Raw genomic sequence first — 13,451 nt, forward strand, 5'->3', positions numbered from 1 at the left:
CCGTCCGCTGCGCCCCCGACGGCCGTCCCCGCCTGCTCCCGGCGGCTACTCCCGCAGGAGTAACGCGGCGCGGACGCAGCCCACGGTAGTAACGCGCGGTTCGGTCCGGCGAGCGATGAAGACCCCCGTTCCGCCCGGAAGTCTGGATACCGACAGACACAGGTGCAAGACGAGGGGGCACTCACATGGGGTCCGCAACGCAAGCACGCCGGGAGGCGGGGCCGGAGCGGAACGGCCCGCCGGCGCCGGACGGCCGGGAGCGCAGACGGCGGCGCGCCGTACCCTGGGCGGTCCTCGCCCTGTGGGTGGCGGTGCTCGCGATCGCCATGCCGTTCGGCGCGAAGCTGGGCGACGCCTCCAGCGACGAGGCGATCGACTACCTGCCGGGCAGCGCGGACTCCACGCGGGTCCAGAAACTGGTGGAGGAAATGCCGGGAGGCGACACCGTCGACCTCATCCTGGTACACCACCGCGACGGCGGCCTGACCGCCGCCGACCGCGACGTCGCCCGCGAGCAGGCCGCCGAAATCACCGGCGCGTACCAGCTCAGCGGCGACACCTCGCCGCAGGCCGTCCCCTCCGAGGACGGCGAGACGCTGATGACGGTCATGTCCCTGGCCGAACAGCCGGGTGAGGAGGGGCGGATCGAGGCGGTCCAGGACATCCGGGACGGCCTCGACGGCGCGCCCGAGGGCCTGAGCGTGCAGGTCGGCGGGCCCGGCGCGCTGGAGACGGACATGGAGGAGGTCTTCGAGTCGGTCGACGGCACCCTCATGCTCGGGACGGCCGCCATCGTCGCCGTCCTGCTCATCCTCACCTACCGCAGCCCGTTCCTGTGGCTCGTCCCGCTGCTCGTGGTGGGGGCGGCCGTCATCAGCGCGCAGGCGGTCGTCTACGCGCTGGTCCAGGCGTTCGACCTGACGGTCACCACGATGAGTTCGTCGGTGATGACCATCCTCATCTTCGGCGCCGGCACGGACTACGCGCTCCTGCTGGTCGCCCGCTACCGCGAGGAACTGCGCCGCATCGAGCGCCCGTACGACGCCATGCTGGCGGCCCTGCGCGGCTGCGGCCCCGCGGTGCTGGCCTCCTCCGGCACGGTCGCGCTGGGCCTGCTGTGCCTGCTGGCAGCCGACCTGAACAGCAGCAGCGGACTCGGCCCCGTCGGCGCGGTCGGCGTGGTGTGCGCGCTGGCCGCCATGATGACGCTGCTGCCCGCGATCCTGGTGCTGCTCGGCCGCCGCGTCTTCTGGCCGCTGGTGCCCCGCCACGGCGTCGAGCCCGCCGGCCGGCGTTCGCTGTTCGCCGTGATGGGCACCTCGGCCGCCCGCCGCCCGGCCACCGTGCTGATCGCGGGCAGCGCGCTGCTGGGCGCGCTGGCGCTGGGCATGTTCAACCTGCCCGGGGTGCTCCAGCAGGGGGACACCTTCATCGACAAGCCCGAGTCCGTCACCGCCATGGAGACGCTCGGCGAGGCGTATCCGCAGGCCAACAACCAGCCGATCACGGTCATGGCGCGCACCGACGCGGCCGACAGGGTCATCGAGCGGGCCGGTGCGGTCGACGGTGTGGCGGAGGTGGCGAAGGGCCGCGACGGCGACGGCTGGACGGAGATCGCCGTGTTCGCCGAGGGCCGCGCCGAGTCGGCTCAGGAGAAGGACACGATCCGCGCGCTGCGCGCCGAACTGCACGCGGTGGACGGCGCGGAGGCGCTGGTCGGCGGGGACACCGCGCAGCGGCTCGACGAGGCCGACACCAACTCGGACGACCGCAAGAAGGTCATCCCGCTGGTGCTGGTCGTGGTGCTGCTGGTGCTGATCGCGCTGCTGCGCAGCCTGGTCGCGTCGGTGGTGCTCGTGGTCGCCGTGGTCGCCTCCTGGGGCGCGGCGATGGGCCTCGGCGGGCTCCTGTTCGAGCCGGTCTTCGGCTTCCAGGGGCTCGATCCCAGCCTGCCGCTGCTGAGCTTCGTCTTCCTGGTCGCGCTCGGCGTCGACTACGGGATCTTCCTCATGCACCGGATGCGGGAGGAGTCGCTCAAGGGCCTGCCGGTGCCCGAGGCGGCGCTCACCGCGCTGCGCACCACCGGCGGGGTGATCGCCTCGGCCGGGATCGTGCTGGCAGCGACGTTCTGCGTGCTGGCGACCATGCCGATGGTGCTGATGGCCGAGATGGGCTTCCTCATCGCGGTCGGCGTGCTGCTGGACACCTTCCTGGTGCGCACCTACCTGGTGACCTCGGCCAGCCTGCTGCTGAAGCGGTGGGTGTGGTGGCCGGGACGGCTCTCGCGGCCGGAGGCGGCGGGCGGACCGCCCGTGGCCGGGCCCCCTGCGGGGGAGGCACCCGCGGGCGAGGCACCCGGGTCTGCCCCGGCGGCCGGCGGCGAGCGGGTCACCTCCGCAAGGAGCGCGGGCTGACCGCGGGCTGACCGTCCCACCCGCGGACGTCCGCGCGTACCCCCCGTGCGCGCGGACGTCCGCACGCCGTGGTCCACCTCTCCCAAGTCCCCCTCCCATGACGCAGGATGGAGCCGTGAACACAGCCCAGGACCCGTTCAGCGCCGCCGTGGCCCGCGCTCTGAGGCCACGGAGCGTCCACCACCGCGACCTGCGCCCCGGCGACCTGGGGATCGCCGCGGTGGTGCTCGTGGTGCAGGGCGTGATCGCGGTCTCGATGGGGTCCGGTGACGGCCGGACGCCCGACGTGCTCGGCTGGGCGCTGCTCACCGGCACCGCCGCGGCCCTCACCTTCCGGACCCGGGCGCCCTGGGTGACGGCCCTCGCGGTGATCGCGCTGATCGCGCCGTACCACGCGCTGGACTACGCGCACACCGCCGGCATACCGGCCGTCATGTTCGTGCTCTTCTCGCTCGCGGTCTCCGGACCCCCGCTGCGCACCTTCCTCACCGTCGGCGGGGCGCTCGCCATGATGGCGGCGGTGATGGCGACGGTCGGCCAGGGGCACGACATCCCCGAGATGGTGCGCGGTTCCGGCTGGCTGGTGGCCTTCGTGATCATCGGCGAGGCCGTACGCATCCACCGCGACTACGTGGCGGCGATCGTCGAACGCGCCGAACGGGCCGAACGCACCCGGGAGGAGGAGGCGGCGCGCCGGGTCGCCGAGGAGCGGCTGCGCATCGCCCGCGACCTGCACGACCTGCTCGCGCACAGCATCACCTTGATCGGCGTCCAGACCTCCGTCGCCGCGCACGTGCTGGTCGCCGACCCGGAGCGGCTCGACCGGGAGGCCGTGGCCCGCGCGCTGGACGGCATCGCCGACACCTGCCGGGACGCCCGCTCCGAACTCCGCACGACCTTGGAGGTACTGCGGGCCGACGACGCCTCGGGCGGGCACGCGAACGGCGGCGGGCCGCTGCCGGGGCTCTCCGGCGTGCCCGACCTGGTCCGAGCGGCGGAGGGCGCGGGCGCCCGGGTCCGGCTGCGGCCGTACGCCGCCGTCGAGGGGGCGGCCGGGCAGGTGCCGGCGGCGGTGGGCGCCGCCGCGTACCGCATCGTGCAGGAGAGCCTGACGAACGCGGTGCGGCACGCGGGGCCCGAGGTGGGCGTCGAGGTCGTACTGGAGCCGGTGGCGCACGAACCGGCGGGCGCGGGCGGCGCGTTGCGGGTGACCGTCCGGGACGACGGCGGTCCGGCCGGGCGCGCCGGTGCCCCGCCGCCCGAGGGGCCGCCGGGCTACGGGATCGTGGGGATGCGGGAGCGTGCCCGCAGCGTCGGCGGCACGCTGGACGCCGCCGGGTGCGCCGAGGGCCCCGGCTTCCGGGTGACCGCGGTGCTGCCGCTCGCGCCGCGTACGACGGGACCGGCCGCCACGGGGCCGCCCGCGGACGCCGTCGCGGGCCCCGTCACCGCCGCCCCGCCCGCCCCTGCGCCCCTGTCCCGCCCCCGCGAAGCCGAGTCCCCGAAAGGCACGCCATGAGCGCGTCCAGCCCCTCCCAGCCGATCCGCGTGCTGCTCGCCGACGACCAGACCCTGGTACGGGCCGCGTTCGCGATGCTCATCGAGTCCGCCCCCGACATGGAGATCGTCGGGGAGGCCGGGACCGGCCGGGAGGCCGTCCTGCTGGCGCGCAGGACGCAGACCGACGTCGTCGTGATGGACATCCGGATGCCCGATCTCGACGGCATCGAGGCGACCCGGCTGATCGCCGCCGACCAGGACCTGGCCGACGTGCGGGTGCTCGTACTGACCACCTACGACACGGACGGCTACGTCGTCGACGCGCTGCGCGCCGGAGCGTCCGGATTCCTGGTCAAGGACACCAAGCCGGCCGATCTGCTGGACGCGATCCGCACCGTCTGTGCCGGGGAGGCGCTGTTGTCACCTGGGCCGACGGCGCGGCTCATCGCGCGCGTGCTGCGCGCGCCCGAGGCCCCCGGTGGCGGCCCGCTGCCCGAGGCGCTGGCGACGCTCTCCGCCCGCGAACGGCAGGTGCTGGGCCTGGTGGCGCGCGGACTGAACAACACGGAGGTGGCCGAGTCGCTGGGGCTGAGCCCGCTCACGGCCAAGACCCATGTCAGCCGGATCATGGGCAAGCTGAGTGTCCGCGACCGGGCACAGCTGGTCATCGCGGCGTACGAATCGGGCCTGGTGACCCCGGGGACCTCCGCCTGACCCGGGGATGGGCGAGAATGCGGGCATGCCGTCGCACGCTCCCGGGAGCCCGCCCCCCTGCCGCCGTCACCGGTCCGGGGGCCGCCCGTCATGAGCCTCTTCCGTGACGACGGCATCGTCCTGCGCACCCAGAAGCTCGGCGAGGCGGACCGGATCATCACCCTGCTCACCCGCGGCCACGGCCGGGTGCGGGCGGTGGCCCGCGGCGTGCGGCGCACCAAGTCGAAGTTCGGCGCCCGGCTGGAGCCCTTCTCCCACGTGGACGTGCAGTTCTTCGCGCGCGGCGGCGAACTGGTGGGCCGCGGGCTGCCGTTGTGCACGCAGACGGAGACCATCGCCCCGTACGGCAGCGGCATCGTCGGGGACTACGACCGCTACACCTCCGGTACGGCCATGCTGGAGACGGCCGAGCGGTTCACCGACCACGAGGGCGAGCCGGCCATCCAGCAGTACCTGCTGCTCGTCGGCGGGCTGCGCACCCTCGCCGCCGGCGAGCACGGGGCCGGCCTGGTGCTGGACGCCTTCCTGCTGCGCTCCCTCGCCGTCAACGGCTACGCACCCAGCTTCGGCGACTGCGCCCGGTGCGGACTGCCCGGCCCCAACCGCTTCTTCTCGGTCGGCGCGGGCGGCACCGTCTGCGCCGACTGCCGGGTGCCCGGCAGCGTGGTGCCCTCACCGGAGGCGCTCCGGCTGCTGGGAGCGCTGCTGACCGGGGACTGGGAGAGCGCCGACGCGGCCGAGCCCCGGCACGTCCGGGAGGGGAGCGGGCTGGTCTCCGCGTATCTGCACTGGCACCTGGAGCGCGGGCTGCGCTCGCTGCGCTTCGTACGGTGACCGCGTGCGCCGGCGGGCGGGCACGGTGAGCCCTCGGTGCGGGAGGGGCGATAGGCTCGCGTGAGCCCGCGGGCCCGCCCGACCCGCCCCCGTACGACCCGATGGAGCTGAACCTGTATGGCCCGTCGCGGAATGCTGTCCCGGCAGCGTCGCGTGTCCGACTACGCGGTCCCCGAGCCGCACCCCTCCGGCGCCCGGCCGCCGCGGATTCCCCGCGAGCTGGTGCCGGAGCACGTGGCCGTCGTGATGGACGGCAACGGACGCTGGGCCAAGGAGCGCGGGCTGCCGCGTACCGAGGGGCACAAGGTCGGCGAGGGCGTCGTGATGGACGTGCTCAAGGGCTGTCTGGAGATGGGCGTCGGCAATCTCTCGCTCTACGCCTTCTCCACCGAGAACTGGAAGCGCTCGCCCGAGGAGGTGCGCTTCCTGATGAACTTCAACCGCGACGTCATCCGCCGCCGCCGGGACGAGATGGACGAGCTGGGCATCCGCATCCGCTGGGTGGGCCGGATGCCGAAGCTGTGGAAGTCCGTGGTGCAGGAGTTGCAGGTCGCGCAGGAGCAGACCCGCGACAACGACGCGATGACGCTCTACTTCTGCGTGAACTACGGCGGCCGGGCGGAGATCGCGGACGCGGTGAAGGCGCTCGCGGAGGACGTACGGGCGGGGCGGCTCGACCCGTCCAAGGTCAACGAGAAGGCCCTCGCCCGCTATCTGTACTACCCGGACATGCCGGACGTGGACCTCTTCCTGCGCCCGTCCGGTGAGCAGCGCACCTCCAACTACCTGATATGGCAGAGCGCGTACGCGGAGATGGTCTTCCAGGACGTGCTGTGGCCGGACTTCGACCGGCGCAACCTGTGGGCCGCGTGCCTGGAGTACGCCCGGCGCGACCGCCGCTTCGGGGGCGCGGACGCGGTCTCGGGCGCTCCGGCCCCGGCTCCGCCCGCCGGGCCCGCCCACCCGGCCGAGCCGGAGGACGGCCGCCCCGCCTGAGAGGCGGCCGGGCTGCCTCTGTGAGCGGGAGCGGCCCGGCTCCTCCGTCAGCGCGTCACTTGGCGCAGTCCCCGCAGGTGCCGAAGATCTCGACGGTGTGCCCGACGTCGACGAAGCCGTGCTCGGCCGCGATCGACTCCGCCCACTTCTCCACGGCGGGGCCCTCCACCTCGACCGCCTTGCCGCAGTGCCTGCACACCAGGTGGTGGTGGTGGTCGTCGCTGTGGCAGCGGCGGTAGACCGACTCCCCCTCGTCGGTGCGCAGTACATCGACCTCGCCGGCGTCGGCGAGGGACTGGAGGGTGCGGTAGACGGTGGTGAGACCGACCGAATCACCGCGGTGCTTGAGCATGTCGTGCAGCTCCTGCGCGCTGCGGAACTCCTCGACCTCCGCCAGCGCGGACGCCACGGCAGCACGCTGCCTCGTCGACCGTCCGCGTACGGGGGGACCTGCGGTGGTCACCGTCGCCTCCTCCACTCGTCGCCTGCTCTCGGACCGGCTCGCCATTGTGCCAGGTGTATCAGGCGGAAACCGGAAGCAGTCGTTACGGCCTCGCCCGAGGCCGTTACGCGCCCACGGGCGCGTGCACCTCCTCCAGGGTGCCTTCCCCGCCGTCCGCCGGCGCACGCTTCGCACGTCGGCGCGCCAGGGGCGTGGCCACGGCGGTCACCACCACGAACAGTCCGATGGCGATGAGCACGATGCTGGCACCCGGCGGCACGTCCGCGAAGTACGAGGTGGTGGTGCCGGAGAGGGTGACCAGCACACCGAAGAACACCGACAGGCCCAGCGTGGTGGCGAAGCCGCGGGTGGCCTGCTGCGCGGTGGCCACCGGGATCACCATCAGCGCGCTGACCAGCAGCAGCCCCACCACCCGCATCGACACCGTGACGGTGACCGCCGCGGTGACCGCGAGCAGCATGTTCAGCAGCCGTACGGGCAGCCCGGTCACCCGCGCGAACTCCTCGTCCTGGCAGACCGCGAAGAGCTGCCGCCGCAGCCCCAGCGAGATCAGCAGCACGATCGCCGAGAGGCACACGATGGTCACGATGTCGGACTCGGAGACGGTGGTGATCGAACCGAACAGGTAGGTGACGAGGTTCGCGTTGGAGCCGTTCGGCGCGAGGTTGATGATCATGACGCCGCCCGCCATGCCGCCGTAGAAGAGCAGGGCGAGCGCCAGGTCGCCGCGCGTCTTGCCGTACCAGCGGATCAGCTCCATGCCCATCGCGCCGAGCGAGGCCACCAGCACCGCCATCCACACGGGGCTGGTGTTCAGCAGGAAGCCGAGGGCGACGCCGGTGAGCGCGACGTGCCCGATGCCGTCACCCATGATCGCCTGACGGCGCTGGACCAGGTAGATGCCGACCGCCGGAGCGGCGACGCCGACCATCAGCGCGGCCAGCAGCGCGCGCTGCATGAATTCGAACTGGAGCATCTCGGTCATGACAGGAGTCCGGTCTCGATCTTGGCGGCGGGGTCCGCCGGAGGGGTGTCGTGCGGGTGGCAGGCCAGGTCGTGCAGCCGCTCGGGGTGGTCGACGCGCTGGACCCGCCCGGCGTGCAGCACCACCGCACGGTCGATCAGCGGGGCCAGCGGCCCCAGCTCGTGCAGCACCAGGAGCACCGAGGTGCCGTTCCGGGTCTGCTCGCCCAGCGCCTCCGCGAGTACCGCCTGGCTGGCCAGATCGACGCCGGCGAGCGGCTCGTCCATGATCAGCAGGTCGGGTTCGCCGGCCAGCGCGCGGGCGATCAGCACCCGCTGGTGCTGGCCGCCGGAGAGCGCGTTGACCGAGTCCCTGGCCCGGTCCTCCAGCCCGACGAGCCGCAGCGCCTCGTGCACCGCCTCCCGGTCAGCCCGGCCCAGCGGGCGCAGCCCGGTGCGCGAGAGCCGCCCGGCGGAGACCACCTCGCGTACGGTCGCCGGAACGCCGCTCGCCGCCGTCGACCGCTGCGGCACGTAGCCCACCCGGCGCCACTGGCGGAAGCGGGCGAGCGGCTTGCCGAACAGCTCCAGCTCACCCGAGGTCACCGGGACCTGACCGATGACGGCCCGGACGGTGGTGGACTTCCCGGAGCCGTTCGCGCCGAGCAGCGCGACCACCTCGCCGTGCTCCACGGTCAGATCCATCCCGCGCAGCACGGGCCGCGCGCCCAGCGACGCGTCCACGCCCCGCAGCGATATGACGGGCTCCGGTGACTTCATGGGGGTCTCCTTCGGTGGGGGCGTCACCGCGCGTCGAGCGCGGTCCGCAGGGCTTCGAGGTTCTGGCGCATGACCGAGAAGTAGTCCTGCCGCTCCGGGTCCTCGACGGACTCCAGCGGGCTCAGGACGCCGGTCTTGAGACGGAGGTCGCGGGCGAGCGTCTTCGCCGTGGCGTCGCTCGCGTTGCTCTCGAAGAAGACCGTGCTGACGTCGTCCTCCTTGGCGACCCTGTGCAGCTTCTTCAGGTGCGCCCCGCTCACCGAGCCGGACTCGGCGTCCACCCCGGAGACGGCCTCCTCGTGCAGGCCGTAGCGGTCGGCGAGGTAGCCGAAGGCGGCGTGCGTGGTGATGAAGGTGTCGTTCTTACGGGACTTGAGGCCGCTCTTGAACTCCTTGTCGAGGGCGGTGAGGCGCTTGACGAGGGCGGCGGTGTTCTTCTCGTACTCCGCCTTGTGCTTCGGGTCGGCCTTGGCGAGCTGGGTCCCGACCCCCTCGGCGACCTCGGCGTAGCGCGTCGGGTCCAGCCAGATGTGGGGATCCTCGCCGCTCTCCGTGCTGTGGTCGTGGCCCTCGTGGTCCCCGCCGCCGTGCTCCTCCTCGGCGTGCTCCCCGTCGCCGTGGTCGTGGCCCTCGTGGCCCTCTTCGGCGTGCTCCTCCTCGCCGTGCTCGGACTCCCCGTGCTCCGACTCCCCGTGCTTCTCCAGGTCGGTGAAGGAGGTGGCCTCCGCCTTGTACCGCACCTCCGACTGCTCGACGGCCTTGTCGACGGCGGGCTGGAGGCCCTTGAGGTAGACGACCAGGTCCGCCTCGCCCAGGCGGCCGACCTGCCGAGGGGAGAGCTCGAGCGCGTGCGGCTCGCCGCCGGGCTTGGTGAGGCCGGTGACCGAGACGTGCTCCCCGCCGATCTCCTCGGCGAGGAACTCCATGGCGTAGAACGACGCGACGACGCTCACTTTTCCGTCATCGCCGGAGGTGTCGCCGCAGGCGGAGAGCGACACGGTGCCCAGCGCGAGGGCCCCGGCGGTGGCGGTGGTGCGTATGAGACGGTGTCGAGTGTTCATGACACTCATTTTCACCTCTAATGGAAACCATTGTCAACTGACGCAGGCGCCCCGCCGGTGTGACACAGTCGGCGCACGCGAGGTAGCGCAGAGGCGCGCGGACGAATCGGGGCACAGGGCAAACCGATTTGATCCAGGCCCCTCACTCGCCGGTAATCTGAGGTATTCCGTCGTCGTTGATGAAGAGAGCACCGTGGCCGCCGACAAGATCGACACCATCGTCAGCCTGAGCAAGCGCCGTGGCTTTGTGTACCCGTGCAGTGAGATCTACGGCGGCCAGCGCGCCGCCTGGGACTACGGGCCGCTGGGCGTGGAGCTCAAGGAGAACATCAAGCGCCAGTGGTGGCGCTCCATGGTCACTTCCCGCGACGATGTGGTCGGAATCGACTCGTCGGTGATCCTGGCGCCCGAGGTCTGGCAGGCGTCGGGCCATGTGGCCACCTTCACCGACCCGCTGACCGAGTGCACCTCCTGCCACAAGCGGTTCCGCGCCGACCACCTGGAGGAGGCGTACGAGGCCAAGCACGGCCGTCCGCCCGCCGCCGGTCTGGCCGACATCAACTGCCCGCACTGCGGGAACAAGGGCGCCTTCACCGAGCCCAAGCAGTTCTCCGGCCTGCTCTCCACCCACCTCGGCCCGACCCAGGACTCCGGCTCGGTCGCCTACCTGCGCCCCGAGACCGCCCAGGGCATCTTCACCAACTTCGCCCAGGTGCAGCAGACTTCGCGCAAGAAGCCGCCGTTCGGCATCGCGCAGACGGGCAAGTCCTTCCGGAACGAGATCACGCCGGGCAACTTCATCTTCCGCACGCGCGAGTTCGAGCAGATGGAGATGGAGTTCTTCGTCAAGCCCGGCGAGGACGAGCAGTGGCACGAGTACTGGATGGAGCAGCGCTGGAACTGGTACCGGGACCTCGGCCTCCAAGAGGCCAACATCCGCTGGTACGACCACCCGGCGGAGAAGCTCTCGCACTACTCGAAGCGCACCGCCGACATCGAGTACCGCTTCAACTTCGGCGGCACCGAGTTCTCCGAGCTGGAGGGCGTGGCCAACCGCACCGACTTCGACCTCAACGCGCACTCCAAGGCGTCCGGCCAGGACCTGTCGTACTTCGACCAGGAGGCGGGCGAGCGCTGGACGCCGTACGTCATCGAGCCGGCGGCCGGTGTCAACCGCGCCATGCTCGCCTTCATGCTCGACGCCTACGTCGAGGACGAGGCGCCCAACGCCAAGGGCAAGATGGAGAAGCGCATCGTGCTGCGCCTCGACCCGAGGCTCGCCCCGGTGAAGGTGGCGGTGCTGCCGCTGTCGCGGAACGAGCGGCTGTCGCCCAAGGCGCGCGGCCTCGCCGAGACGCTGCGCAAGCACTGGAACATCGAGTTCGACGACGCGGGCGCCATCGGCCGCCGCTACCGGCGCCAGGACGAGATCGGCACGCCGTTCTGCGTGACCGTCGACTTCGATACGCTGGACGACAACGCGGTGACCGTGCGAGAGCGTGACTCGATGAAGCAGGAGCGGGTCTCGCTGGACCAGATCGAGGGCTACCTGGCGGGCCGGCTGCTCGGCTGCTGACGACGCGATCCCGCGCTGCGGGCGGCGAGGGCCCGGTCTCCGGAGGGAGGCCGGGCCCTCGCCGTTTCCCGGCTGCGGCCCGCGAGGGACGGAACGTCTGCCGACGCCGGAGCGTTTCAAGGGCGTCGCGAGCCCGCCGGGAGTTACGGGACAGCCCTGAGGACGTGCTCCCGGCACCGGAGCCGCCTCAGACACCCTGACCGGTCACCCTGCCCGGTCACCAAACCCGAGGATGCCGTGGACACTTCGCAGGACACCACCGCCCACGCCGCAACCGCACCGCCCCCGGAACGAGCGCCGGAGCCCGCGCCGGAGTCCAAGTCGGAGCCACCGTCCGGGCCTTCGCCCGAAGCCTCGTCACCGACGGCCCCGCCCGCCTGGCGGGTGCTGCTGGGCTACGTCCGCCCCTACCGGCGCTGGCTCCTGCTCGGCGGGCTGCTGAGCCTGGCGACCGGCGCCACCGGCCTGGTCCTGCCGCTCGCCGCCAAGCAGCTCGTCGACAACCTCGGGGACGACAAGCCGGTGGCCGGCGCGCTGCTGCTGATGACCGCGCTCGTCCTCGTCAACTCCGCCGTGGGCGCCCTGGGCACCTACGTGCTGCGCCGTACCGCCGAGTCCGTGGTGCTCACCGCCCGCCGGGGGCTCGTCTCGCACCTCCTGCGGCTGCGGATCTCCGCCGTCGACCGCACCGAGCCCGGCGATCTGATGGCCCGGGTCACCTCGGACACCACCCTGCTGCGCGCCGTGACCACCGACTCCCTGGTCGGCGCGGTGACCGGCGCGCTGACCCTGTTGGCCACGCTGGTGATGATGGCCGTGCTCGACCTGGTCCTGCTCGCCGTCACGGCGGCGGTGCTCGGCTTCGCCATCCTGGTCATCGGCTTTCTCGTGCCGCGCATCAACCGGGCCAGCAAGGCGGCCCAGGAGTCGGTGGGCGCGATGGGCGCGGCGCTGGAGCGGACGCTCGGCGCGCTGCGCACGATCAAGGCGTCCGGTGCCGAGCAGCGCGAGGAGGCAGGCCTGCACGCGGCGGCCAAGGAGTCCTGGGGCGCCAGCGTGCGCGCCGCCAAGTGGACGGCGCTGGCGGGGAACACGGCGGGCATGGCCTCCCAGATCGCCTTCCTGACCGTGCTCGGGGTCGGCGGCGCGCGGGTGGCCTCGGGAGCCGTCGAGATCGGCACGCTCATCGCGTTCCTGATGTACGTCTTCTATCTGATGATGCCGATCCGCGAGCTGGTCGGCGCGGTCTCCGAGTACCAGGTCGGCTCCGCGGCGGTCGCCCGTATCCAGGAGGCGCACCGGCTGCCCACCGAGCCCCCGGGGTCCGGCGCCGAGCCGCCCAGGGCGGCGGGGGAGCCCGCGGCGCTCTCGTTCCACGGTGTGCGGTTCCGCTACGCACCGGACCTCCCGCCGGTGCACCACGGCGTGACCTTCGGGATACCGGCCCGGGGGATGACCGCGTTCGTCGGCCCGTCCGGCGCCGGGAAGACCACCGTCTTCTCGCTCACCGAGCGCTTCTACGACCCGACCGAGGGCCGCATCCTGCTGGACGGCCGGGACCTCCAGGACTGGCCCGTCGGCGACCTCCGGGCCGCCATCGGCTACGTCGAGCAGGACGCGCCGGTGCTCTCCGGCTCGCTCCGCGACAACCTGCTGCTGGGCGCGCCCGGGGCCACCGAGGAGGAGGTGCGCGAGGTCCTGCGCACCACGCGCCTCGAAGCGCTGGCCGACCGGCTGCCCCAGGGCCTGGGCACGCTGGTCGGGCACCGCGGCACCAAGCTCTCCGGCGGCGAGCGGCAGCGCGTGGCCATCGCCCGGGCGCTGCTGCGCCGCCCCCGGCTGCTCCTGCTGGACGAGGCGACCTCCCAGCTCGACGCGGTGAACGAGGCCGCGCTGCGGGACACCGTCGCCGAGACGGCCCGCGGCACCACCGTCCTCGTCGTCGCCCACCGGCTCTCCACGGTGACGATGGCGGACCGGATCGTGGTCATGGAGGCCGGCCGGGTCCGCGCGGTGGGCAGCCATGCGGAGCTGCTGGCCGCCGACCCGCTCTACGCCGAGCTGGCGGCCACCCAGTTCCTCACCGCCGGGTGACCTGCGGCCCTCCGGGTGACCTGCGGCGACAGCCGGCCGGCCGGGAGGAACATCCG

11 protein-coding genes are annotated in these 13,451 nt (G+C 72.7%); 7 read left to right on the forward strand and 4 right to left on the reverse strand.

Translation table 11 applies throughout. The features are described from left to right. The first annotated feature begins 326 nt into the window (after positions 1 to 326). The 5 genes from H299_RS31760 (at position 327) to H299_RS0102550 (ending at position 6,458) form a co-directional block, all read left to right on the forward strand. Entirely contained in the window at positions 327 to 2,414 is a 2,088-nt protein-coding gene (locus H299_RS31760) for an MMPL family transporter (RefSeq protein ID WP_486587126.1), read from the forward strand. Between the two features lie 97 nt (positions 2,415 to 2,511). Further along, positions 2,512 to 3,933 (forward strand): histidine kinase, encoded by a 1,422-nt coding sequence (locus H299_RS31765; RefSeq protein ID WP_078512396.1) that lies wholly within the window; start codon positions 2,512 to 2,514, stop codon positions 3,931 to 3,933. Further along, the gene (locus H299_RS0102540) at positions 3,930 to 4,628 is read left to right on the forward strand and encodes a response regulator transcription factor (protein ID WP_027747127.1); all 699 of its coding nucleotides are present in this window, start codon (positions 3,930 to 3,932) and stop codon (positions 4,626 to 4,628) included. The genes H299_RS31765 and H299_RS0102540 overlap by 4 nt, the downstream gene beginning before the upstream one ends. Before the next feature lie 90 nt (positions 4,629 to 4,718). After that, a complete protein-coding gene (recO, locus tag H299_RS0102545; protein ID WP_027747128.1) occupies positions 4,719 to 5,462 on the forward strand; it encodes a DNA repair protein RecO in 744 nt (247 codons plus the stop codon). A 117-nt stretch (positions 5,463 to 5,579) separates the two neighbouring features. Beyond that, positions 5,580 to 6,458 carry an isoprenyl transferase gene (locus H299_RS0102550; RefSeq protein ID WP_027747129.1) on the forward strand — a complete coding sequence of 293 codons (879 nt, stop codon included), beginning with the start codon at positions 5,580 to 5,582 and terminating at the stop codon, positions 6,456 to 6,458. A gap of 55 nt (positions 6,459 to 6,513) precedes the next feature. Here H299_RS0102550 and H299_RS0102555 read toward each other — a convergent pair whose 3' ends face one another. From H299_RS0102555 to H299_RS0102570, 4 genes are all read right to left on the reverse strand, one after another. Further along, positions 6,514 to 6,921 (reverse strand): Fur family transcriptional regulator, encoded by a 408-nt coding sequence (locus H299_RS0102555; protein ID WP_027747130.1) that lies wholly within the window; start codon positions 6,919 to 6,921, stop codon positions 6,514 to 6,516. A 103-nt stretch (positions 6,922 to 7,024) separates the two neighbouring features. Next, positions 7,025 to 7,906 (reverse strand): metal ABC transporter permease, encoded by an 882-nt coding sequence (locus H299_RS0102560; protein ID WP_027747131.1) that lies wholly within the window; start codon positions 7,904 to 7,906, stop codon positions 7,025 to 7,027. After that, a complete protein-coding gene (locus H299_RS0102565) occupies positions 7,903 to 8,664 on the reverse strand; it encodes a metal ABC transporter ATP-binding protein (RefSeq protein ID WP_051262034.1) in 762 nt (253 codons plus the stop codon). The genes H299_RS0102560 and H299_RS0102565 overlap by 4 nt, the downstream gene beginning before the upstream one ends. Before the next feature lie 23 nt (positions 8,665 to 8,687). After that, positions 8,688 to 9,725 (reverse strand): metal ABC transporter substrate-binding protein, encoded by a 1,038-nt coding sequence (locus tag H299_RS0102570; protein WP_027747133.1) that lies wholly within the window; start codon positions 9,723 to 9,725, stop codon positions 8,688 to 8,690. Between the two features lie 193 nt (positions 9,726 to 9,918). Here H299_RS0102570 and H299_RS0102575 point away from each other — a divergent pair, with 193 nt between their 5' ends. Together H299_RS0102575 and H299_RS31770 are read left to right on the forward strand one after the other, a co-directional pair. Beyond that, positions 9,919 to 11,301: a glycine--tRNA ligase gene (locus H299_RS0102575; RefSeq protein WP_027747134.1), complete on the forward strand. Its 1,383-nt coding sequence runs from the start codon at positions 9,919 to 9,921 to the stop codon at positions 11,299 to 11,301. Positions 11,302 to 11,685: 384 nt separating this feature from the next. Then, positions 11,686 to 13,395, forward strand: coding sequence for an ABC transporter ATP-binding protein (locus H299_RS31770; protein WP_486587127.1), 1,710 nt, complete (start codon positions 11,686 to 11,688; stop codon positions 13,393 to 13,395). Positions 13,396 to 13,451 lie beyond the last annotated feature (56 nt).

The sequence above is a fragment of the Streptomyces sp. CNH287 genome (genome assembly GCF_000424825.1).

Excerpts from the sequence above, each read along its gene's own strand:
- H299_RS31760 (WP_486587126.1), top strand. The coding sequence starts at position 327 with ATGCCGTTCGGCGCGAAGCTGGGCGACGCCTCCAGCGACGAGGCGATC.
- H299_RS31765 (WP_078512396.1), top strand. The coding sequence starts at position 2,512 with ATGACGCAGGATGGAGCCGTGAACACAGCCCAGGACCCGTTCAGCGCC.
- H299_RS0102540 (WP_027747127.1), top strand. The coding sequence starts at position 3,930 with ATGAGCGCGTCCAGCCCCTCCCAGCCGATCCGCGTGCTGCTCGCCGAC.
- recO (WP_027747128.1), top strand. The coding sequence starts at position 4,719 with ATGAGCCTCTTCCGTGACGACGGCATCGTCCTGCGCACCCAGAAGCTC.
- H299_RS0102550 (WP_027747129.1), top strand. The coding sequence starts at position 5,580 with ATGGCCCGTCGCGGAATGCTGTCCCGGCAGCGTCGCGTGTCCGACTAC.
- H299_RS0102560 (WP_027747131.1), bottom strand. The coding sequence starts at position 7,906 with ATGACCGAGATGCTCCAGTTCGAATTCATGCAGCGCGCGCTGCTGGCC.
- H299_RS0102565 (WP_051262034.1), bottom strand. The coding sequence starts at position 8,664 with ATGAAGTCACCGGAGCCCGTCATATCGCTGCGGGGCGTGGACGCGTCG.
- H299_RS0102570 (WP_027747133.1), bottom strand. The coding sequence starts at position 9,725 with ATGAACACTCGACACCGTCTCATACGCACCACCGCCACCGCCGGGGCC.